Below are 22,031 nucleotides of genomic sequence, written 5' to 3' on the forward strand. Positions count from 1 at the left end.
ATACGGAAGAGGACCTCTCCCCCGGAGCTCAGGAATAAATCGATGAGATCGCCGTTCTCCCCCATCCGCAGCGTCGGCTCGGGACCTCGCCGAAAGACCCAGAGCACGGATCGTCGCCGAACACCCAGGCATCTGCCCATTCAGCTCGAGGTGCTCGAGTCACGACAGCTCCTCTCTACCATCACGGAGTTCTCCTCATCGATAGCGGGCAGCACGTTGCGCCCAGAAGCGATTACGTTCTCCGGCGGCAAGATCTATTTCACGTCGCCGAACACTGGCCAGATCGGCGTGGTCGATACGTCGAACCCCTCGGCTGGCGTTCAATCGGTTACGAATCCTCCCAGCAGCATCGCGATCTCGGATATCACCACTGGTGCCAACGGATCGATATGGTATTCGGATTACGGGAGTAGCGTAATCGGGCGACTGGGCCAAACGCCTGTCGACCTGCCGAGCGGAACCTTCCCCGCCAGGCCTACGTCACTGGTGGCCGGCCCCGACGGCGCGATGTGGTACACTGATACCGCCAATAATATTCTTGGCAGGGTCGATTCGGCGGGAAATGTCAACCCGCTTACCATCACTGCCCACAATCAGATCGGCTTCAATTCGCTGACCTCTCAGATCGTGTCCGCCGCCGGCCAGCTCTGGTTCACCGAATATGATGCGAGCGGTTCGACTCCCGTGGCCGCCGTAGGAGCATACAATCCTACGTTGAATCAGTGGGTTCCCAGCATCCAGATTCCCCAGGCATCAGGCATGAAACCCGTCGATATCATTCTGGGGTCCGACAACAGCATCTGGGTAAGCCTGGTAAATGTAACCAATAGCAACGTCGTGACCGCCGCCGAATTGGCCAGAATCGACCCCACAACCCATGCGGTGACCGAGTTTCCCTTCGCCGCGACCCCCGATGGTATTCCCTATCCGTATCGGATCACGACGGGCGGTGACGGCAATATCTGGTTCGCGGACCCCGTTCAGGCCCGCGTCTATGAGTTTGACATCGCGAGTCACGGCCTCACAAGCTCTCCAGCACCTGCAACGATCCAGAATACCGCCGGTGGGTCCCCTATCAACAATCCAACACCGAAACTGCTGGCGGTCGCGACGGGTTCAGACGGGATCGTCTGGTACACGGACAAGAATGGTGCTATCGGCCAGGTTATCCAGGCGTCTCAGCTTTCGATTCATTCCCAGCCTCCGACCAGTCTGAACGCAAATACGCCGTTCGGACTCGTCATCTATGCGACGACATCCGGGGGCGTTCTCGATACATCGTTCAATGGAGACGCGACAGTCTCGCTGGTGAACAATCCCGGTGGAAGCACGCTGGGCGGAACGCTGAAGGTCCCTATTACCAACGGCGTCGCCACCTTCTCCGGGCTCACGCTCAACAAGGCAGGCAACGGTTACACGCTGCAGGTCTCCACGAACGGACTTACGTCCACCCCCCCCACCACGGCCATCAGCGTCAGCTCGACCGTCCAGGGGGCGACCCACTTCGTCATCCAGGCCCAACCGCCGGCGAGCCTGAATGCCGGGACGGCGTTCTCGGTCGTCGTGCGGGCTGTCAATGACGCGGGTGCGGTCGACACGACCTTCGCCGGGAGCGTGTCGATCGCTCTGGCCAGCAACCCCGGCGGGAGCACGCTCGGAGGCGGAACATTCACCGTGGCCGCGGTCCAAGGCGTGGCGACCTTCTCCGGCCTGACGCTGGACAAGGCCGGCAACGGGTACACGCTGAACGTCACGGCCAGTGGCCTGACCTCCGCGACGACCGCTGCCATCAATGTGATCCAACCGGCCACCAAACTCGTCATCGTCTCCCAGCCATCGAACGTCACGACCGGGTCAGGATTCTCGGTCGTCGTCCAGGCCGTCAATGACGCAGGCGCAGTCGACCCGACGTTCAACGGCAACGTGACGATCGCCCTGGCAGGGGGCGCCGGTGGCCTCGGCGGGACGACGACGGTCCAGGCCGTGAACGGCGTGGCCACGTTCGGTAACCTCACCCTGGCCAACGCCGGCAACAGCCTCGCCCTGGTCGTCTCGAGCACCGGCCTGACGGGAACGAATTCGACCGCGATCACCGCGCAGAATCCGATCCCGCCGTCGCCGGTCGTCGTCTCGGCCTCGATCGTGATGAACCCCCCCAAGAAGAAGCGGGGCAAGGCCACTTTCGGCGGGTTCCAGATCGTCTTCAGCTCCGCGATGGACGGGGCAAGCCTCAACAACGGCGGAAATTACACCCTTCGGGCCCTGGTTCAGGTGACGCAGAAGGTCGGGAAGAAGAAGGTCAAGTCCCTCCAGCCGAACAATGTCGTCCCCTTCTCGCTCCAGATCGTCAACAGCACAACGATCCGGCTAGTTACTACCAACACCAAGGTCTTCAAGCTGGGCGGCCAGATCAAGCTGATTGGGACCGCACCGGGCGGCCTCAAGAGCTCGGCCGGTGGCTATCTCGGCAGCGTCGGTGGAGCGGTCCTGACGTTCAACATCTCCAAGAACGCGAAGAGCATCGCTCCCGCGTGACAGCGCGGGAGCGGGTTGTCCATAATGAGCGAGGGCGCATCGCCGAGATGCGCCCTCGCTTCGCGTTCGAATGACAGACCAGGACCCCCGCGATGAGTCACGACGTGTCCGTCACTCCTCCGCATGATGAGGCAGCCAACCTGGCGGAGGGGATGCTCACCGAGGCGCCGCCGCCCTCGCTCGCTCCCGGCCAGCGCCTGGACTCGATCGACGCCTACCGCGGCCTGGTCATGTTCCTGATGATGGCCGAGGTCCTCGAGTTCTGCCAGGTCGCGGAGAAGGTGCCCGGGAGCAACCTCCTGGCCCCCGTCTGGTCCTTCCTCTGCCATCACCAGTCGCACGTGGAATGGGCGGGGTGCGTGCTCCACGACATGATCCAGCCGTCGTTCTCCTTCCTGGTGGGCGTGGCGCTGCCGTTCTCGATCGCCAGCCGAATGGCCCGGGGACAGTCCCCGGGCCGGATGACGGCCCATGCGGTCTGGCGGTCGTTCCTCCTGATCTTCCTCGGCGTCTTCCTCCGCTCGGTGGGTCGAGACCGGACGAACTTCACCTTCGAGGATACGCTCAGCCAGATCGGGCTGGGCTACACGTTCCTCTTCCTCCTCGGCCGCTGCCGGGTCCGCACTCAGTGGATCGCGTTCGTCGCGATCCTTATCGGATACTGGGGACTCTTCGCCGCCTACACGCCGGGCACGAACTACGTCCCGGAGGCCGCTGGCGTCAAGGCGGACTGGGCCCAGCAGTACAACTTCACCGGCTTCCCCGCGCACTGGAACAAGAACGCCAACCCGGCCTGGGCGTTCGACGTCTGGTTCCTCAACCTCTTCCCCCGGGCACGTCGGTTCGAGTTCAACGGCGGCGGCTATGCCACGCTCAGCTTCATCCCCACCCTGGCGACCATGATCCTCGGCCTGCTCGCCGGCGGCGTCCTGAGGAATTCGTGGAAGCCCCGCCCGAAGGTCCTCGGCCTGGCGATCGCCGGGATCGTCAGTTTGACGCTCGGCTGGGGACTCGGCGAGCTCGGCGTCTGCCCGGTCGTGAAGCGAATTTGGACCCCAAGCTGGGTGCTCTACTCGGGCGGTCTCTGCCTCCTCTTCCTGGCCACCTTCTACCTGGTCATGGACGTCCAGGGATGGAAGATCTGGGCCTTTCCGCTCCAGGTGATCGGCGCCAACTCGATCGCGGCCTACTGCCTCAGCCACCTGATCGAGCCGTTCATCGCTGGCAGCGTCCAGACCCATCTCGGGCCCCACGTCTTCGACATCCTGGGGACTGTCTATGCTCCCTTTGTCCGGGGCTGTGTCGTTCTCGCAGTCTTGTGGTTGACCCTCTTCTGGATGTACCGCAACAGGGTCTTCGTCCGGATCTGATCCAATCCATCGGCCGGCAAAGCTTGCCCAGGATGATGTCCGGTAGGCACGCTTACCCGAATGGTCATCGGCTCTGTTCGATTGGTGAATGATCACTATTCCCCGTGCGCTCCGCACCGGGCCCTTTCATCCACCTTGCCCATGCGTTAGAGTCGCAACTTTCGACCGGCACGAAAATCGCTAGATCCCGCCTTCCAGAGACCTCTCTACATCCTGGACCCCGAAGGGAGTGTCCTAGAGTTCAACGTGCAAGCGATTAGAGAAGGTTTTTCCAGAGCCCCTAATCGTCAAATTTTTTCCATGGTGCCAATCTTTCCCATGTTGTAGACTTCGTTGAGATATTCCGGCTGAATCCGCATCATGTTTGTGACGCGAAAGCCGGAGAACGACCTGGGACAGGCAACTCTTGAGAGGGCAAAGTTCATGCGATCCGGATTGATTCGATGTTTGGCGGTCGCGGCCGCGTTGACGATGGCGACCGGCACGGCGTCGGCCTGTCACAAGTGCAAGCAGACTCCCTGCGCGTACGTCTCGCCGCAGCCGGCGTATCAGTGCGTGACGGAGATGGTGCCGTACACCGTCGTGAAGAAGGTCTGGCACACGGAGTACGACACGGTCACCAAGACGGTGATGGTTCGGGAGCCGGTGACGAACTACGTCGAGCGTCAGCGGGTCGTCAGCAAGCCCGTCTACGACACGATCGAGGTTCCTCGCCAGCGGGTCGTGTGCAAGCCGGTTCACGAGACCGACTACGTGACCCAGAACTACACCGTTTGCAAGCCGGTCCAGACGACCCAGCAGGTGACCTCGTACTGCTTGCAGCCGACGACCCAGTACGTCACCGTGCCGACCGGCCACAAGTGCGGCCTTTGCCACAAGGATCCGTGCGGCTGCAAGACGGTCGCGTGCACGACCTACACGCCGGTTCCGGTGACCCGCGACGTCGTCACGACCACGTTGGTCCCCGAGACGCACACCCGCCAAGTTCCGGTCACCCGCACCCGGTACGTCCAGGAAGTCGTCAACGACGTCCAGCGGATCACCAAGTGCCGGATGGTCCAGGAAGTCGTGACCGAGAAGGTCCCCTGCGTGACCTGGACGTGCGTGCCCAAGACCGTGACCAAGCAGATCCCCCGCAAGGTCTGCGAGCAGGTCGCGGTCACCTGCTACAAGCCGGTCAAGCGGATCGTGCCGTGTGCCGCCCCGGTCGCGTACGCGTCGGAAGTGGCGCCGACGATCCAGGCGGCCCCGGTAGTCGCCCCCTCGACCCAGGCGGCCCCGGCCGCCCCCTCCAAGCAGGGCTGAGGCTGAGGGCCGATCAGCCCGATCGGCGGCTGATCAGATTTGGGCCGGCTCTACCTCCTGGATTCTCCCCCGCGTGCCTGGCATGCTCGGAGGGTCCGGATGGTGAGGCCGGCCCTCTTTCATTCCATGGTCGCGGCCGGCAATCTCCGGTGGAGGGGATCGCTCGTGCGACGGCGAAGTATCCTGATCGTCACTCTTGCGATTGCGGGAGCGACGGCCACCGAGTCCCCGGAAGCCAGGGCTCAGCAGGCGCAAAGGGGTGAGGGCGAGCTTCGATTGGAGACGACTCGGGATGCCTGGGTTTCCCAGGTCGGTTCCGAGGCGGACGGCAACAACGGCGCCTCGCCCCGGCTCAAGCTGAAGAGCTATCAGGAGATGAGTCTCCTCGACGTGGACACGGCACCGCTCCGGGGCCGGGTCATCGAGGCCGCGACACTGCACGTGAGGCAGGTCGGCGAGTCGCCGCTCCTCCGAATCACCGTCGGCGGCGTTGGGGCGGAATGGTACGAGGGGACGGGCACCAGCTATTCGACGGATCCGGGCGGGGCGACGTTCCGCTGTCGCCGTCATCCCGACCTCCCCTGGTCGATCGGAGGTGGCGACCTCTGCCACGTGATCCTCGGCAACGGCGGGACGAACTGGGGGAACGCCGACGCGACGTCCCCCGATGCGAGCGGCTGGCAATCGATCGCGGTTCGCCCGGCCGTGGTCGCCGCCCGGGTCGCCGGGCTCAGCCACGGCTTCCTGCTCTTCGACGACACGGGCTCGGAGTTCTCGCACGAAGGAGGCCGGTTCAAGCTCCGCCTGTTTCCCAACCGCTTCGCCTTCAGCAAGGATCAGAATCGCGCGAGCGCCCCGTACCTGATGGTCCGCCTTGGTGAAGAAGATCGCCGGCCTCCCTCCCCGCCCACGGGACTGGAATCCCTCCCGTTCGAGGGGCTGCCGGGCGAGGCGATCGTCTCGTGGATCACCCCGAAGGACGAGGGCCCGGCCGGCACGCTCGGCTTCGTGGCGACCCTCGACGGCAAGGTACTCCCTCGCGAGTTGATCCCGCTGGCGGGCGTTGCCGGCGGGCGGGTGGAGATGCACCTTCGCGATCTCGGGCTTGAAGCCGGCAAATCCGTCACGCTCGCGATATCCGCCGTGGACGCCGCCGGCAACGTGGGGCCGGCCGCAAGGGTGACGGCGAGGCTGGCGAGCGAGCACCCGGTGGATCTGCCCTTCCGAGGGCCGGCTGTCGCAGGCGGCAGGAGGGCCCCCCCCGATCCGAGGGCCGGATTGCCTCGACTCGGAGCCGCCGAGGTGGCGGTGATCGACGAGCTGGTGAAGGTTCATCCGGAGACGAGGCGGATGATCCCGCCCCAGCCCGCGGACGTCCTGCTGAACAGCCCGATCTGGGATGCCGCCTCGCGGACGATCCGCCTGGAAGCGGCCCGGAATGAGCTGGTGGCCTTCCAGGTCCTGGTCCGGGGTGAGTCCCCGATCCCGAGCGAGAGCCTGAAGATCGGGCTGAAGATGACGGACGGGCAGGAGGGGCGTGGGCGGGCCGTCGAGGCGACCTTCGGACGCTACCACCTGGTCCCCACCGCCGACGGCCCGCTGCCGGATCCGATCGTCCCCCTCGGACCGGATAGCGATCGCACGCCGGCCGAGCCGGCCGGCCGGTTCCTGGCCCGGAGCCTCCACGCCGAGCTCTACGTGCCGCACGAGGCGACGGCTGGCACGCACCGGGGGACCTTGACCATCGAGCTGGGTCGCGACCGCCTGGCCCTTGCCGTTGAGCTGCGGGTCTGGGATTTCAGCCTGCCCGATCACCTCAGTTTCCTCCCGGAAATGAACTCCTACGGCCTGGCGAAGGACGAGATCGACTACTATCGGCTGGCACATCGCCATCGGACGGTTCTCAATCGTCTGCCCTATAACCAGAGGGGCGAGATCGCCGATGGCTGTGCCCCGACCCTCGTCGGCGACGGTCCCGACGGGCGACTCGACTGGACGGCCTGGGACCGCCGCTTCGGCCCGCTCCTGGACGGCTCGGCCTTCGCGGACCTCCCGCGCAAGGGGGTGCCGGTGGAGTGCTTCTACCTGCCGATCCACGAGAACTGGCCGACCCCGATGGAAGGGAACTACCGCGACGGCTACTGGGCCGACCGGGCCTTCCCGGAGTCATACCGCCGGGCCCTCGTCCGTTCCTCCAGGCAGTTCGCCGAGCACTTCCGTGATCGGGGCTGGGACGACACCCTCTTCCAGGGCTTCCTCAACAACAAGAACAACTTCAAGGAGCCCGGCTGGTCGCGAGGCTCGTCCCCCTGGCTCCTGGACGAGCCGGCCAACTTCCAGGACTTCTGGGCGCTCCGCTACTTCGCCCGTGCCTTCCACGAGGGAATCAACCAGGCCCGTGCGAGGGAGGGAAAGGGCGAAGGCGCGAAAATCCCGCATGCGGGAATGAGGGGCTTCCCGCGAATGGTCTTCCGGGCCGACATCTCGCGGCCCCAGTGGCGGCGCGACGTGCTCGACGGGCTGCTCGACGACATGGTCGTCAGCTCGGCGATGCGGGAATACCCGCGGTTGGTCCTCGATCGCAAGCGACGGCTCGGCGAGATCGTCCTGGAATATGGGAGCACGAACCCGATCACGGCGTCGAACTGGCAGCCGGTGTCGTGGAGCCTGGACGCCTGGACGCTCGGGGCCGATGGCGTCGTCCCCTGGCAGACGATCGGCACCGCCGGGTCGTGGCGGCAGGCCGACGAGCTGGCGCTCTTCTATCCCAGGGAAAGTGCCCGGGGCCGGGGCGCCGGAGTCGTCCCGTCGGTCCGCCTCAAGGCGTATCGCCGGGGCCAGCAGGATGTGGAGTACCTGACGCTCTGGGCCCGCCGGCAAGGCTTGCCGCGCCAGGCCGTGGCCGTCGCGGCCCGCCGGGCCCTGAAGCTCGCCGGCACGCGCCGGGCCACGGAGGCCGGAGGCGTGGAGGACGCCGGCCGGATCGACGCCGCGGGCTTCGACCCGGACGCCCTGCGGGCGCTCCGCTCGGGCATCGGAGAAGCCCTCTCGCGGGCTCACCCCGCGCCGGAGGCCCGGCTGATCGACTTCCGGACGCCGCCCCGGGAGCCGTGAGCCGGCGGGGGAGCGTCTGCTTTTCGCCTCTTGCGGCGGGCCCCGTTTCGCCGGGGGGCGACTTGGCGTATCATGGATTTCGTCTCGAGTCGCGGCGAGGAGTAGGGCCTTCGGGCCTGATCCCCCGGGAATTCACCGCAGGTCAGGTCATGAAGCTCACAGCGCGGAACGTCGAGAACGGCATGGTTTCCCTGCACAACACCGGCGAGATCCGCCTCGGCGATCGGCCCGCCGACAAGGGCGCGGCCGAGGCGCTCCTCGGCCCGGGCTGCTACACCAGGAAGGTGCTGTTCGACCTCAAGAACACGTCCTTCATCGACTCCGCCGGGGTGGGCTGGCTGGTGAAATTCCACAAGCTCTGCGAGCAATCCGGGGGCATGCTCATCCTCCACTCGCCGCAGCCGGCGATCGTCGCGATCCTCCGCCTCCTGCACATGGATCGCTTCCTCCACATCACCGATGACGAGGCCGCCGCCCGCGCGATGGCCGGAGCCGAGGTCCCCACCCGCTGAGGCGGGATTCGACCCGCGACGATCGATCCGTCGCACGCCCCGGAGGAGCGCCGCGTGACCGAGTCCCGAGATGCCGCCCTCGCCGTCCTCTTCGATCTCGACGGCACGCTGCTCGACACGCTGGAGGATCTCGGACGATCGGTCAACGAGGTGCTCGCCGGCCACGGCTTCCCGCCGCATCCGCTGGATGCCTACCGGCGATTCATCGGCGACGGCGTGGTCAACCTGATCGCGCGGGCCCTTCCCGAGGAGGCGGTCCGGTCGGACGCCTCGCTCCTGGCCCGTTGCGTGGAGGGCTTCCAGGAGGCCTACGGCCGCGGCTGGAATGTCGCCAGCCGGCCCTACCCGGGCATCCCGGAACTCCTCGACGGCCTGGCCGCGAGGGGCTTGCCCCTGGCCGTGCTCTCCAACAAGCCGGATCCGTTTACTCGCCGGTGCGTGCAGGAGTTGCTGCCTCGCTGGTCCTTCGCAACCGTCCTGGGCGATCGCCCGGGCTTCGCCCGCAAGCCGGACCCCGGCGAGGCCCTGCGGATCGCCGCGGAGATCGGCGTCGCGCCGGCGCGGGTCGCCTACCTCGGCGACTCCTCGATCGACATCGAGACCGCGAGGCGGGCCGGCATGATCGCCCTGGGCGCCGGCTGGGGATTTCGGGGTGCCGAGGAACTGCTCGCCCACGGCGCCGCCGCGGTCCTGTCGCGGCCGATCGACCTGCTGGGATGGGTGGATCGGGACCTTGCCGTCAAGGGGTAGTCTCCGGGAGCCATGCCGGGGATAATCCTCAGCCGGAGAGTCGATACGTCGGGGGACGCGAGTCGCCTCGAGGCATCTCCGGCCACACCTGGACCTTCGGGGTAGTCATGAGCGCCTTCCGCAAGTTGATGGTCGCCAATCGGGGCGAGATCGCCATACGGGTCTTCCGGTCGGCCCACGAGCTGGGCATCCGCACGGTGGCCATCTATTCGCACGAAGATCGCTTCGCGTTGCACCGGCTGAAGGCCGACGAGGCTTACCAGGTGGGGAAGCCGGGCGAGCCGATCCGCAGCTATCTCGACATCGACGGGATCGTCGCCCTGGCGCAGGAGAAGCAGGTCGACGCGATCCATCCCGGATACGGGTTCCTCTCCGAGAACGCCGATTTCGCGCGGGCCTGCGCGAAGGCCGGGATCGTCTTCATCGGGCCGCCGCCGGAGCTCCTGGACCTGCTCGGCGACAAGGTCGCGGCGCGGGAGCTGGCGGAGGAGGCCGGCGTGCCGATCCTCTCCGGCAGCGAGCCCGTCGAGCCGGGGGAGTCCGCCCACGCCGCCGCGGCGAGGCTGGGCTTCCCGGTGATCGTCAAGGCCTCGATGGGGGGAGGCGGCCGAGGCATGCGGGTCGTCGAGTCGGCCGATGCGCTCGACGAGGCCGTCGACCAGGCCCGCCGCGAGGCCGGCATGGCCTTCGGCTGCCCGGACGTCTTCCTCGAGAAGTTCATCCGCAAGGCCAAGCACATCGAGGTCCAGCTCCTGGGCGACAAGCACGGGCACCTCGTCCACCTCTACGAGCGCGATTGCTCGATCCAGCGGCGGCATCAGAAGGTGATCGAGATCGCCCCGGCCAGCAACCTGGAGCCCTTCCTCCGCGACGGCATCTGCCAGGCGGCGCTGGCCATCGGCCGCAAGGTGAACTACGAGAACGCCGGCACGGTGGAGTTCCTCGTGGACGCCGAGGCCGCCACGTTCGCCTTCATCGAGGTCAACCCGCGGCTCCAGGTCGAGCACACGATCACGGAGGTCGTCACCGGGATCGACGTCGTCAAGAGCCAGATCCTGATCGCCCAGGGCTTCGAGCTGAGCGACGACGAGATCGGCATCGACGGCCAGGAGTCGATCCACACCACCGGCTACGCCATCCAGTGCCGGATCACCTCCGAGGACCCGGCCAACAACTTCACGCCCGATTACGGCCGGATCACCCACTACCGGTCCTCCGGCGGCCCGGGACTGCGGCTCGACGGCGGCAGCACGACCTCCGGCGCCATCATTACTCCCTTTTATGATTCGCTGCTGGTGAAACTCTCCACGTCCGGGCGGCGGTTCAAGGACGCCGCGCTGCGGATGGAGCGGGCGCTCCAGGAGTACCGCATCCGCGGCGTGAAGACGAACATCCCGTTCCTGCTCAACGTGATCACCCACCCGACGTTCCTGGACGGGCGGTGCACGACGCGGTTCATCGACCAGACCCCGGAGCTCTTCCAGTTCGCCCAGAGGCAGGACCGCGCCACCAAGCTGCTGACCTATGTCTCCGAGGTCATCGTCAACGGCTTCCCCGGAGTGAAGCGGACCGAGGAGCTGGCGAGGCTCCGCGAGCCCGAGCCCCCGGCCTACGACCACATCGAGAAGATCGCCGAGGGCACGCGACAGCGGTTCAAGGCCCTGGGCGCCGACGGCTTCTCGAAGTGGGTCCGCGAGCAAACCCCCCTGCTGGTCACCGACACCACGTTCCGCGATGCCCACCAGTCGCTCCTGGCCACCCGGCTGCGGACCCGCGACATGCTCCGCGTGGCGGAGGCGTATGCCCACCTCGCCCCCGATCTCTTCTCGCTGGAGATGTGGGGGGGCGCCACGTTCGACACGTCCATGAGGTTCCTCAAGGAAGATCCGTGGGAACGCCTGGCCCAGCTCCGGGAGAAGATCCCCAACGTCCTCTTCCAGATGCTCATCCGCGGGTCGAACGCCGTCGGCTATACGAGCTATCCGGACAACGTCGTCGAGGCTTTCGTCAAGGAGGCCGCCGCGGCGGGCATCGACGTCTTCCGCGTCTTCGACTCGCTGAATTGGGTGCCGAACATGGAGCGCACCATCGAGGCCATCCGCGAATCCGGCGCGATCTGCGAGGCGGCCATCTGCTACACGGGCGACATCCTCAACCCCGCCCGGCCCAAGTACAACCTGAAGTACTACGTCGACATGGCGAAGGACCTGGAGAAGCGAGGCGCGAACCTCATCGCCATCAAGGACATGGCCGGCCTCTGCAAGCCCTTCGCCGCCGAGAAGCTCGTCGAGGCGCTCCGCCAGGAGGTCGGCCTGCCCATCCACTTCCACACCCACGACATCGGTGGCGCCCAGGCCGCGAGCGTCCTGAAGGGCGCGGCCGTCGGGCTCGACGTCGCCGACGGGGCGATGGCCAGCATGTCCGGCCTGACCTCGCAGCCGAGCCTCAGCGCCGTCGTCGAATCGCTGCGGTTCACCGAGCGAGACACGGGCGTGGACCACGAGGCGCTCATCGTGCTGAGCCGCTACTGGGAGGCCGTCCGCGACATGTATGGGCCGTTCGAGTCCGGCCCGCGGGCGCCGGCGGCGGACCTGTACGACCTGGAGATGCCCGGGGGCCAGTACACCAACCTCTTCCAGCAGGCCAGGTCGCTGGGGCTGGCGCCGCGCTGGCCGGAGGTCTGCACGGCCTACAGCGAGGTGAACCAGCTCTTCGGCGACATCGTCAAGGTGACCCCGTCGTCCAAGGTCGTCGGCGACATGGCGCTCTTCCTCGTGGCGAACAACCTGACGCCCGAGGACGCGCTCGATCCGTCCCGCGAGCTCGCCTTCCCGGACAGCGTGGTCGAGCTCTTCCAGGGCCGCCTGGGCCAGCCCCCGGGGGGCTTCCCGGCGGAGATCGCCGCGCGCGTCCTGAAGGGCCGCGAGGCCACCACCGATCGCCCCGGCGCGGGGCTCCCCCCGGCGGACCTCGCCGCGGCCGGCGAGAAGGCCTCCGCGCTGCTCGGCCGGCCGGCCACGAACCGCGACACGCTCAGCTACGTCCTCTATCCCCGCGTCTTCCCCGACCTCGCGGCGCACGAGCGGACGTATTCGGATACGTCAATCCTGCCAACGCCCCTGTTCTTCTACGGCCCGGAGCCGGGCCAGGAGATCAAGGTCGAGATCGAGGAGGGCAAGACCCTGATCGTCAAGCTGCTCGCCGTCGGCGAGCCGCACACCGACGGCAAGCGCACGGTCTTCTTCGAGCTCAACGGCCAGCCCCGCGAGGTGGAAGTCGTGGACCGCTCGCTGGCCTCGGCCGTCCGCGAGACCCCGAAGGCCGACCCGGCCGACCCGAACCAGCTCGGCGCCCCGCTCCCCGGCCTGGTCGTCGGCGTCGCCGTCTCCGCCGGCGATCCGGTCCGCAAGGGCCAGAAGCTGCTCTCGATCGAGGCCATGAAGATGGAGACCACCCTCTACGCCGAGCGCTCCGGCCGCGTCGCCGAGGTCGTCGCGTCGGTGGGACTCCAGGTCAAGGCCGGCGACCTGCTGCTGAAGCTGGCCGACGCCTGAAGCCGGCTCTCACGGGGGCGACGAAGACGTCGCCCCCGGGCCACCGCGAGGTCGCGGAGGGAGTTCCGATGCACGATTATGACCGCAGCAGCAAGTGGCTGATCCAGCACTACGGCGCCTCGATCCTGCGGCTGGCGGGCATCGCGGATATCGTCGAGTGGAAGCCGCTGCAGGCGGAAGTGGTCCAGCCCCGCGGCCTCCCCGATGGTTTCCTGGAAGCGAGGCGCGCGACCCAGGCCGAGGCGAACCTGTATGTCGTGGAGGTCGCCACCTACCCGGAGCCACGGATCGCCGCACAGGCGGTCCGGGATGCGGCGCTGATCTACCTGGACCGAGGCGTCGTCCCGGAGGTGATCGTCCTGGTGCTGCGTCGGCGCGGCCGGCGGCCTGCGCCCCGGATGGCGCGGCTGCGGAGCGAGAGCGGTCGGACCTCGTTCATGGTGAAGTGGCACCTGATCGAGCTCTGGGAGATCCCCGCGGAGATCCTCCTCGCGTCCGAGGACGTGGGGGTTCTGCCGTGGGTTTCCCTCTCTCGGATCGACGGGCCGCCGGGGCCGATCTTCCGCCGCTGCCGGGACCGGATTCTCAGCGAGGCGCCGGCGGAGGAGCGAGAGAGCCTGATGGCGATCTCGCAGGTGCTGGCGAGGTTGAGGTATCATGACGAGACGATCTTCCAACTTCTCGGAGGGCGAAAGGCGATGCTCGAGCTGCCATTCCTCGAAGAGCTGAAGGCCGAGTGGATTCGCGAGGCCCTGGAGCAGGACCGGGCCGCCCGCGAGGTGGCGGAGAAGGCCGCCCGCGAGGCGGCGGAGAAGGCCGCCCGCGAGGCGGCGGAGAAGGCCGCCCGCGAGGCGGCGGAGAAGGCCGCCCGCGAGTCCAGGCATGAGGCCGTCTGCCACATCATCATGGAGGTCTTGAGCGGTCGCTTCGGAAGTTCGGCGAAGGACATCCTCGGCGAGCTGGACGCGATCGCCGACGAATCTCGACTCGAAGAGCTGGCGAGGTTCACCGGGACGTGCAAGGACCTCGAGTCCTTCCTCGCCCGACTCAGGACATCGTGATCCTCCTTGAGATATCCGGTCCGGCTCCTCACCACGAAGGAAGGCCCGAGCCATGCCCGCCCCCCGCCCCGACCTGATCGGCCGCCACCTCCTCGATCGCCGCGGCTTCCTGGGCCACATGGCCAGCGGGGTGGGAGGGATCGCGCTGGGGAGCCTGCTGGCGTCGCAGGCGAGGGCCGCGGACGTCCCGGCGGGGGCGTCGGCCGCGGCGACCCCGGCGCGGGCGAAACGCGTCCTGCACATCTTCTGCACCGGGGCCGTCAGCCACCTGGATACCTTCGATTACAAGCCCGAGCTGATCAGGCGGCACGGCCAGCCGATGCCCGGCTCCGCGAACCTGATCACGTTCCAGGGCGAGAACGGGGCGCTCAATCAGAGCCCCTGGGCGTTCCGCCAGCGCGGCGAGTCCGGCAAGTACGTCTCCGACCTGCTGCCCCACCTGGCCGGCCGCGCCGACGACCTCTGCTTCCTCCATTCGCTGACCTCGAAGACCAACACCCACGGCCCCGGCGAGATGTTCATGAGCACGGGGTTCACGCTCGAGGGCTTCCCCAGCATCGGCGCCTGGGTCGGATACGCGCTCGGGTCGGAGAATCACGACCTGCCCACCTACGTGGCGATCCCGGACCCTCGCGGCGACCCGCAGCAGGGGCCGGCCAACTGGACCAGCGGCTTCCTGCCGGCCGTCCATCAGGGCACCCCATTCAACGCCGACCGGCCGATCCGCAACCTGCAACGGCCCGCGAGTCTCGCCGCGGCCGACGACCGCGCCGGGCGCGATTTCCTCAAGCTCCTCAACGACGAGCATCTGAAGCGGAACCCCGGCGACACCGAGCTGGCCGCCCGGATCGCCTCGTACGAGCTGGCCGCCCGGATGCAGCTCAGCGCCCCGGAGGTCGGCGACCTCGCCTCCGAGACTCCGGCCACGCGGGCCCTCTACGGCCTGGACGACCCCAATCCGATCCTCGCCGGGTTTGCCCGCAACTGTCTCCTGGCGAGACGCCTCCTGGAGCGAGACGTCCGGTTCGTCACCCTCTTCAACGGTGCCTTCGCGATGGGCGAGGGCGTGCTCAACTGGGACGGCCACCGGCGGATCAAGTCCGACTACGACCGCCACGGCCCGATCCTGGACCAACCGGCCGCCGCCCTCCTGACGGACCTCAAGGCTCGGGGCCTGCTCGACGACACGCTCGTCGTCTGGACGACCGAGTTCGGCCGCATGCCGACCTTCCAGAAGGGGACGCAGGGCCGCGACCACAATCCCAAGGGCTTCACCGCCTGGCTCGCCGGCGCCGGCGTCAAGCGAGCCTTCAGCTTCGGCGCCACCGACGAGTTCGGCTACCAGGCCGTCGAGGACGTGGTTGACGTCCACGACTTCCACGCCACCATCCTTCACCTCCTGGGCCTCGATCACGAGAAGCTGACCTTCTACCACAACGGCACCCGCCGCCGGTTGACCGACGTTCACGGCAAGGTGATCCGGCCGATCCTCGCCTAAGAGGATCGCCCCCGGCACGTCATATGGACCGGAGGAGTTCATCCCGCCTCGACCATTCGCTTCGCGGAGGATCCCGCCATGAGGCCCAAGCCGGAACCGATCGTCGGGCTCGATCCCGACCTCTTCGCCATCCCGAAGCCGCGACCCTGGTCGGATATCCGCCGACCCAGGCTGCTGGTCGTGCTGGGAGTCCTGGGCGTGCTGTCGCTCGTCCTGAATGCCACCACCAGGGCCGATGATGCGCCCGGTCGCCGTCGGCCGGTCCCGCCGGGGGTGAGGCCCCGGGTTGTCCTGCCTCAACGCGTTGGGCCGTCGATCGAGGTCAACCCATTCCTCGTCAAGCCCCGCGAAGGCATCGACGACGCCATGGTCATCCCCTCGCCGCGGGGAATCGACGACGCCATGGTGGTCGTCCCGCGCGGCGGCCTCATCGCTTCGTCCCGGCCACGTTGACGCCGCTGCCGATGATCAGGTCGTGGCGGTAGGCCCAGTCGTAGGCCGGGCCGTGCTTCGCCGGGGTCAGCTCAACCAGGTCGCCGAAGCCCTCCTCGTCGAACCACGAGAGCAGCTCGTGGAGGGTGTGGTGGGACTGATAACGCGGGGCGTACCAATCGAAGTTGTCGCAGACGCGGAGTGTCCAGTCCGGGTGGGCGGAGAAGTTCACGAGCTTGTTGAGCGTCCGGTTGACGACCGGGATGCTGCCGAGGACCCCCGTCGCCGCGCAGATCGGCTCCAGGAGGCGGGCCGACATCCTCGTTGAGACGGCCCGCAGGCCGGAGTTGATCCACTCCTGCGGCGGGGTGTTCCTGCGATAGAGCCAGACGGCGAGCCGGCCGCCTCGCTTCACCTTGCGGGCCACCTGAGCGAACGCCCGGCGAGGGTCCGGCGTGTGGTGCATGACGCCGATCGAGAAGGCCGCGTCGAACGACTCGTCCGCGATGGCCAGGTCCAGCAGATCGGCCTGGGCGATGAGCACGTTCGGGAGCCCGGCGCAGAGGGCTCGCGCCTTCTCGACCGCCGAGCTCAGGTCCACGCCGACGACCATCGCCCCGTGGCTCCCCACCAGCCGCGAGTACCGGCCGCCCCCGCAGCCGGCGTCCAGCACGAGCTTGCCGGCCAGGGACACCGCGGGCATCCCCGTCTTGACCTCGAACGTCGCCTCGTCCTCGTCCTCCCGCATCACGTCGTAGCGGTTCCACTGCCGGCCGAAGCTGCCGGCGTAGGGATCGTTCGTGAGCCGGGGGATGCCCGCGACGATCGGATATCGGCCCTCGTCGCCCGAGGTGCAGCAGAGCGCCTCGGGCGGGTCGCCGACCACGGTCAGCGGCCCCCGGCAGCGAGGGCAGCGGAGCAGGGAGAGCAGGTCCGGATTCATGCCTCGACCGGCCGCAAGGTGGCGCGGATGGCCGTGCCGTCCAGGTCGATGTCCGTCGCCGAGGCTGAGCCGTCGAGCGGCCGGTCCTCGATGCGGACGGCCAGCAGCTCGTCGGCGATGTACGACCGGTGGGCGTCCACCGCGGCCCTCAGCGCCGGGTCAGCGATCTCGAGCCCCAGCTCGATCCGCTGGGTGATCGCCAGGCCCGAGTCCTTGCGGAGGACCTGCACGTTGCGGACGAGGTCGCGGACCAGCCCCTCGTGCTTCAGGTCGTCGGTCAGGCGAGTATCCAGGGCGACGGTCAGTCCCTCCTCGGTGGCGATCCTCAGGCCCGGTCGCGCGGTCGTCTCGCGGTTGAACAGGTGAGGAGGCACCGGTTTGTCATATCCCGGCACCTCGACCGGCTCGCCGCGTTCCTGGGCCGCGGCCATCGCGGCCATGGCCTCGTGGTCGGCGTGCTCGACCAGGCCCTTGACCTTGCCGACGTCGCCGCGGAGGACCGGGCCGGCGTCGCGGGCCTTGAGGGCCAGCTTCGGGACCAGGAGCGCCTCGGGCGAGTCCAGGCACGAGACCGCCTTCACGTTCAGCTCGGACTTCACCAGTGCCAGTTGCTCCTGGAGCGCCTCGCGCTGCTCCGGGCCGGTCGCGACGATGAGCAGCTCCGGCAGCGGCTGGCGGACCCGGAGGCTCGCCTGGCTGCGGAGGTTCAGCGCCAGGCTGATGACCCGGCGGACCAGGTCCGTGCGGGCCAGCAGGTCCTCGTCCTCCCACCCGGCCGGGATCTCCGGCCAGAGGGCATGATGGACCGACGCGGGCGCATCCGGCAGCAGGCCGCGGACGGCGTTCTGCCAGATCTCCTCGGTCACGAACGGGACCATCGGCGCCAGGGCCAGGGCCGTCGCGCGAAGGCAGTCCAGCAGCGCCCCGTAGCAGGCCCGCTTGTCCTCGACCTCGCCGTCCCGCCAGAACCGGCGACGGCTCACCCGGACGTACCAGGTGGACACGTCCTCTAGGAACGGCTCGACCTCGCGGAGCGCGGCCGGGGTGTCGTAGGCCTCGTATCCGGCCTTCACGACCCTGAGCATGCGTGCGGTCCGGGCTCGCAGCCAGCGGTCGGTGATCTGGACGGCCTCCGGCCGCTCGGGCGTCGTCAGGTCGGGCTTGTCAATGCTCGCGTAAGTGGTGAAGAACGCGTAGATGTTCCAGAGGTCCGCGAGCTTCCGCCTCGCCGACTCCGCCGCTCCGTAGCCGAACCGGAGCTCGGTGGAGACGGGCTGGCGGCAGTAGAGGTAACGCATGACGTCGGCGCCGACGCGTTCCACGGCCTCGTCGAACCGGATCATGAAGCCCGTCTTGGAGAACATCGTCCCGTCCTCGGCGACGACGCGCTCGTATCCGAGCACACGCTTGTACGGGGCGCGGTCGCTGAGCGTCACGCCCATGAAGAGCATGGAGTAGAACCAGAGCCGGACCTGCTCCCGCATCTCGCAGACCCATTCCACCCGGCCGAGCGATTCCCACTTCTGCGGGTCGTCGAAATAGCCGAGCGTCGAGTACGGGACGATCCCCGCGTCCAGCCAGCAGTCGCCCACCTCCACGACGCGGGAGACGGCCGAGTCGCACTTCGGGCAGCGGATCTGGACCTCGTCGATCCACGACCGGTGCAGCTCCGGGAGCGCGTCCACCTTCGCCGGGTCCACGGCCAGCTCGCGGAGCCGCGCGACGCTGCCGACGACCTCGAGGTGGCCGCATTCCTTGCACGGATAGAAGGGGAGTGGGAGGCCCCAGTAGCGTTTCCGGGAGATGCACCAGTCTCCCATGTTGTTCAGCCAGTCCTCCATCCGCTTGCCGGTGTACTCGGGCGTCCACTCGACGGCGCGGGCCGCCGCGATCATCCGCGGGCGGACCTCCTCGCAGCCGATGAACCACTCGTCCACCAGGCGGAAGAGGAGCTCTCCCTTGCACCGCCAGCAGACCGGGTAGCTGTGCGTATAGGGGAGCTCCTTGAGCAGCTTGCCGGACTCGGCCAGGCTCCTCGACACCTGGTGCGCGAGCTCCCCGGCGAACTGCCCGGCGAATTCGCCGAAGCCCTCGCCCATGGTCCCGCGCTCGTCGATCGGGACGATCGCCGGCAGGCCGCACGTCTTGCCCAGCTCGAAGTCCTCGCGGCCGCAGCCCGGCGCGATGTGGACGATCCCGGAGCCTTCCTGCGCGTCGACCGCCTCCCACGGGATCACGCGATGGGTCACGTTCGCCTGCGCCGGCAGGTCCGGGAAGAAGGTCTCGTACTCCAGGCCCACGAGCTCCGAGCCCGGGAATTCGCGGTCGATGGTCTTCTTGACCCCGGCCAGCACGCCGAGGGCCGACTTGCAGAGGATCAACTTATGATCCCACGACGCGGAGGAGACCTCGCAGTATGTCAGCTTGGGGTTCACCGCCGCCGCGACGTTCGCGGTCAGGGTCCAGGGGGTCGTCGTCCAGAGCAGGAGCCGGCGTCCCGAGCCGTCCTTGAGCGGGGCGCGGACGAAGAGCGAGAGGTGCTCCATCTCGCGGTAGGAGCCGGCCATCTCGTGCTCGGAGAGGCTGGTCCCGCACCGCGGGCACCACGGCATCGGCAGCCCCTTCCGGTAGAGCCAGCCGTTCTCGTGGCAGACCCGGAGGAAGTGCCAGATGCCGGCGATGTTCGAGTCGTCATGCGTGTAGTAAGAGTGATCCCAGTCCATCCACTGGCCCAGGCGGATGGACTGCTCGGTGATGACCTTGGAGAAGGTCTCGACCCGCTGTCGGCACTGGCGGGAGAACTCGTCCAGGCCGAATCGCTCGATGTCCTGCTTGCCCTGGAAGCCGAGCGCCTTCTCGACCTCGACCTCGACCCAGAGGCCCTGGCAGTCGAAGCCGTTCTGATACTTGAGCGAATGCCCCTGCATGGCCCGGTAGCGGAGGAAGGCGTCCTTGAGCGTCCGACCCCAGGCGTGGTGCACGCCCATCGGGTTGTTCGCCGTGATCGGGCCGTCCACGAAGTTGAACAGCGGGCCGCCTTCCCGGAGCTCCCGCAGGGTCTCGAACGCCCGGGCCTGGTCCCAGAACTCGAGGATCTCCTTCTCCAGGCGGACGGAGTCCAGGTTGGTGCTGACGTTACGTACTGCCATCGCGTTCCGCATCGCCTTCTCTGTTGGGGACGGCCTCGACGGGGCATGGGCTGGTGGAGAGGGGACCGGCCGGCCGCTCCATTCCGTTGGTATTGTTCGGCGGGCCGGCAAGGGGGCCGCGGCGGCCCCTGGGTCGCGCACGAGGGCGCCCGCAAGTTGCCGATCCATGCTATAGCATGGTACGAGGGGCATCAAGATAATCAGGCTGCGGTTGGCCGCCGGCTCGCCTCATCACGGACCCGCGGTCCGTCGCCGCGGTTCGCGGCGAGCCGGCCGTTCCCCACCTCGCCATCGCCACGAAGGGCCGTCCATCGATGCACGCCGATTCCGGACGACCCGCCCTCATCCCTCCCTGGTTCAACCGGGTCCGGCTTCGGATCGCCAGGCGCTGGCCCGACCTCCTCGGCCGGCCCTGGATCGTGGCGGTCTCGGGCGGGGGCGACAGCGTCGGCCTCCTCCTCGCCCTGCACGCCATCGCCCCGTCCCTGGATCTCAGGCTCTCCGTCGCCCACCTCGATCACGGTGTCCGGGGCGAGGAGGCGGACGCGGACGCGGCCTTCGTCGCGGAGCTGGCCACCGGGTTGGGCCTCCCCGTGGACCTTGGCCACTGGCAGCCGTCGCGGGGGGGCCACTTCGAGGCCGACGCCCGGCGCGCCCGGCTTGCCTGGCTGCTCGAGGTCGCCCGGGGCAGGGGGGCGTGCGCCGTCGTCCTGGGGCATACCGCCGATGACCAGGCGGAGACGATCCTGCACCGAATCCTCCGGGGGACGGGCCTCCGCGGCCTGGCCGGCATCCCCGCGCGACGGCCCATGGCCGACGACCCGCCGGTGGCCCTCATCCGCCCCATGCTGGCGATCTCCCGATCCGAGATCCGGTCCAGCCTGGCGGCCCTGGGCCAGCCCTATCGCGAGGACGCCACCAATGCCGACACCGCACGCACTCGCTCGCGGATCCGCCTGGACCTGATTCCCCATCTCGCCGGCCGGTACAACCCCCGCGTGGCCGAGGCCATCGGCCGCCTCGGCCGCCTGGCCGCCGGTTCGCAGCGGGTCCTCGAGTTCTGCCTGGATTCCCTCGATCGGGAGACCCTCCTCGCGGCCTCTCCCGACCGGGTCGAGCTCGACCGTGCCCGCCTCGCCGCCCTCCCGCCACCCCTCCGCATCGAGCTCCTCCGCCGGGCCTGGCGCCGGGCGGGCTGGCCCGAGGTCGGCATGGGCGCCCGCCGCTGGCGACGCCTGGGCCGGCTCGCGTCCCGGCCCGCGTCTCCCGCGCATGACATCGGCCACGGCATTCGGATATGCGTGTCCGGTAACATCGTCCTGGAGCGGTTGCAAAGAGGGAATGAAGACCCTGAGGAGCCATCCCGACCCCTTCCCGTTCCAGGGTCCGTCATCTGGCGCGGGAGGACGATCCTGGCCTCGACCGACCCCGACGAGCCTCGCGACGAGGCGGTGGACCTGGACCGCATCGCCCCGCCGCTGGAGGTCCGCGGCCCTTGCCCCGGCGATCGCTTCGAGCCCCTGGGCATGGGCGGCCGGACCATGCCTCTGGCGGACTTCCTCCGCGGCCGCAAGGTCCCCCGGGGCGACCGCGCCGCCGTCCCGCTCCTCTGCGACTCCGCCGGCATCCTCTGGGTCGTGGGCCACCGGATTGCCGACCGGGTGAGGGTCGCCGACGGCACCACCCGCATCCTGGGCCTCCGCGCCGGACTCTGGGCCCCGTGATTTCGACGCGTCGGCGGCCGCGCTCATTTTCGCGGTGCCGGATGCACTAACCCGTGGGGAACAGCGAACTCCTCCCGATCGGGA

At 68.2% G+C, this 22,031-nt stretch carries 14 protein-coding genes; 11 read left to right on the forward strand and 3 right to left on the reverse strand.

The features are described 5' to 3' along the window. The first annotated feature begins 42 nt into the window (after window positions 1-42). Together G6O54_RS06730 and G6O54_RS06735 are read left to right on the forward strand one after the other, a co-directional pair. Window positions 43-2,535, forward strand: a complete 2,493-nt coding sequence (locus G6O54_RS06730) for a virginiamycin B lyase family protein (protein WP_165221993.1) — start codon at window positions 43-45, stop codon at window positions 2,533-2,535. A gap of 92 nt (window positions 2,536-2,627) precedes the next feature. Next, window positions 2,628-3,905, forward strand: coding sequence for an acyltransferase family protein (locus G6O54_RS06735; protein WP_250846746.1), 1,278 nt, complete (start codon window positions 2,628-2,630; stop codon window positions 3,903-3,905). A gap of 287 nt (window positions 3,906-4,192) precedes the next feature. Here G6O54_RS06735 and G6O54_RS06740 read toward each other — a convergent pair whose 3' ends face one another. After that, the gene (locus G6O54_RS06740) at window positions 4,193-4,390 is read right to left on the reverse strand and encodes a hypothetical protein (RefSeq protein WP_165221996.1); all 198 of its coding nucleotides are present in this window, start codon (window positions 4,388-4,390) and stop codon (window positions 4,193-4,195) included. Between G6O54_RS06740 and G6O54_RS06745 the strand changes: the two genes are divergently transcribed. The 8 genes from G6O54_RS06745 (at window position 4,377) to G6O54_RS06780 (ending at window position 16,152) form a co-directional block, all read left to right on the forward strand. Then, a complete protein-coding gene (locus G6O54_RS06745; protein WP_165221999.1) occupies window positions 4,377-5,210 on the forward strand; it encodes a hypothetical protein in 834 nt (277 codons plus the stop codon). The two genes, G6O54_RS06740 and G6O54_RS06745, sit on opposite strands and share 14 nt — an antisense overlap. A gap of 276 nt (window positions 5,211-5,486) precedes the next feature. After that, entirely contained in the window at window positions 5,487-8,324 is a 2,838-nt protein-coding gene (locus G6O54_RS06750; protein ID WP_165222002.1) for a glycoside hydrolase domain-containing protein, read from the forward strand. Between the two features lie 149 nt (window positions 8,325-8,473). Further along, window positions 8,474-8,836 carry an STAS domain-containing protein gene (locus G6O54_RS06755; RefSeq protein WP_165222005.1) on the forward strand — a complete coding sequence of 121 codons (363 nt, stop codon included), beginning with the start codon at window positions 8,474-8,476 and terminating at the stop codon, window positions 8,834-8,836. 54 nt (window positions 8,837-8,890) lie between these two features. After that, entirely contained in the window at window positions 8,891-9,586 is a 696-nt protein-coding gene (locus G6O54_RS06760; protein WP_165222008.1) for an HAD family hydrolase, read from the forward strand. Window positions 9,587-9,693: 107 nt separating this feature from the next. Then, window positions 9,694-13,140: a pyruvate carboxylase gene (locus G6O54_RS06765; RefSeq protein WP_165222011.1), complete on the forward strand. Its 3,447-nt coding sequence runs from the start codon at window positions 9,694-9,696 to the stop codon at window positions 13,138-13,140. A gap of 68 nt (window positions 13,141-13,208) precedes the next feature. Beyond that, complete coding sequence (locus G6O54_RS06770; protein ID WP_165222014.1) at window positions 13,209-14,201, forward strand: RpnC/YadD family protein; 993 nt, start codon at window positions 13,209-13,211, stop codon at window positions 14,199-14,201. A 52-nt stretch (window positions 14,202-14,253) separates the two neighbouring features. Continuing rightward, window positions 14,254-15,699, forward strand: coding sequence for a DUF1501 domain-containing protein (locus G6O54_RS06775; RefSeq protein WP_165222017.1), 1,446 nt, complete (start codon window positions 14,254-14,256; stop codon window positions 15,697-15,699). 78 nt (window positions 15,700-15,777) lie between these two features. Next, window positions 15,778-16,152, forward strand: a complete 375-nt coding sequence (locus tag G6O54_RS06780; protein WP_165222020.1) for a hypothetical protein — start codon at window positions 15,778-15,780, stop codon at window positions 16,150-16,152. Here the strand turns inward: G6O54_RS06780 and G6O54_RS06785 are convergent. Then, window positions 16,127-17,074: a methyltransferase domain-containing protein gene (locus G6O54_RS06785; RefSeq protein WP_165222023.1), complete on the reverse strand. Its 948-nt coding sequence runs from the start codon at window positions 17,072-17,074 to the stop codon at window positions 16,127-16,129. The two genes, G6O54_RS06780 and G6O54_RS06785, sit on opposite strands and share 26 nt — an antisense overlap. Further along, window positions 17,071-20,223 carry an isoleucine--tRNA ligase gene (ileS, locus tag G6O54_RS06790; protein WP_165222026.1) on the reverse strand — a complete coding sequence of 1,051 codons (3,153 nt, stop codon included), beginning with the start codon at window positions 20,221-20,223 and terminating at the stop codon, window positions 17,071-17,073. The genes G6O54_RS06785 and ileS overlap by 4 nt, the downstream gene beginning before the upstream one ends. Before the next feature lie 314 nt (window positions 20,224-20,537). Between ileS and tilS the strand changes: the two genes are divergently transcribed. After that, window positions 20,538-21,947: a tRNA lysidine(34) synthetase TilS gene (gene tilS / locus G6O54_RS06795; RefSeq protein WP_165222029.1), complete on the forward strand. Its 1,410-nt coding sequence runs from the start codon at window positions 20,538-20,540 to the stop codon at window positions 21,945-21,947. Window positions 21,948-22,031 lie beyond the last annotated feature (84 nt).

The organism is Aquisphaera insulae (assembly GCF_011064615.1).
GTDB lineage: Bacteria > Planctomycetota > Planctomycetia > Isosphaerales > Isosphaeraceae > Aquisphaera > Aquisphaera insulae.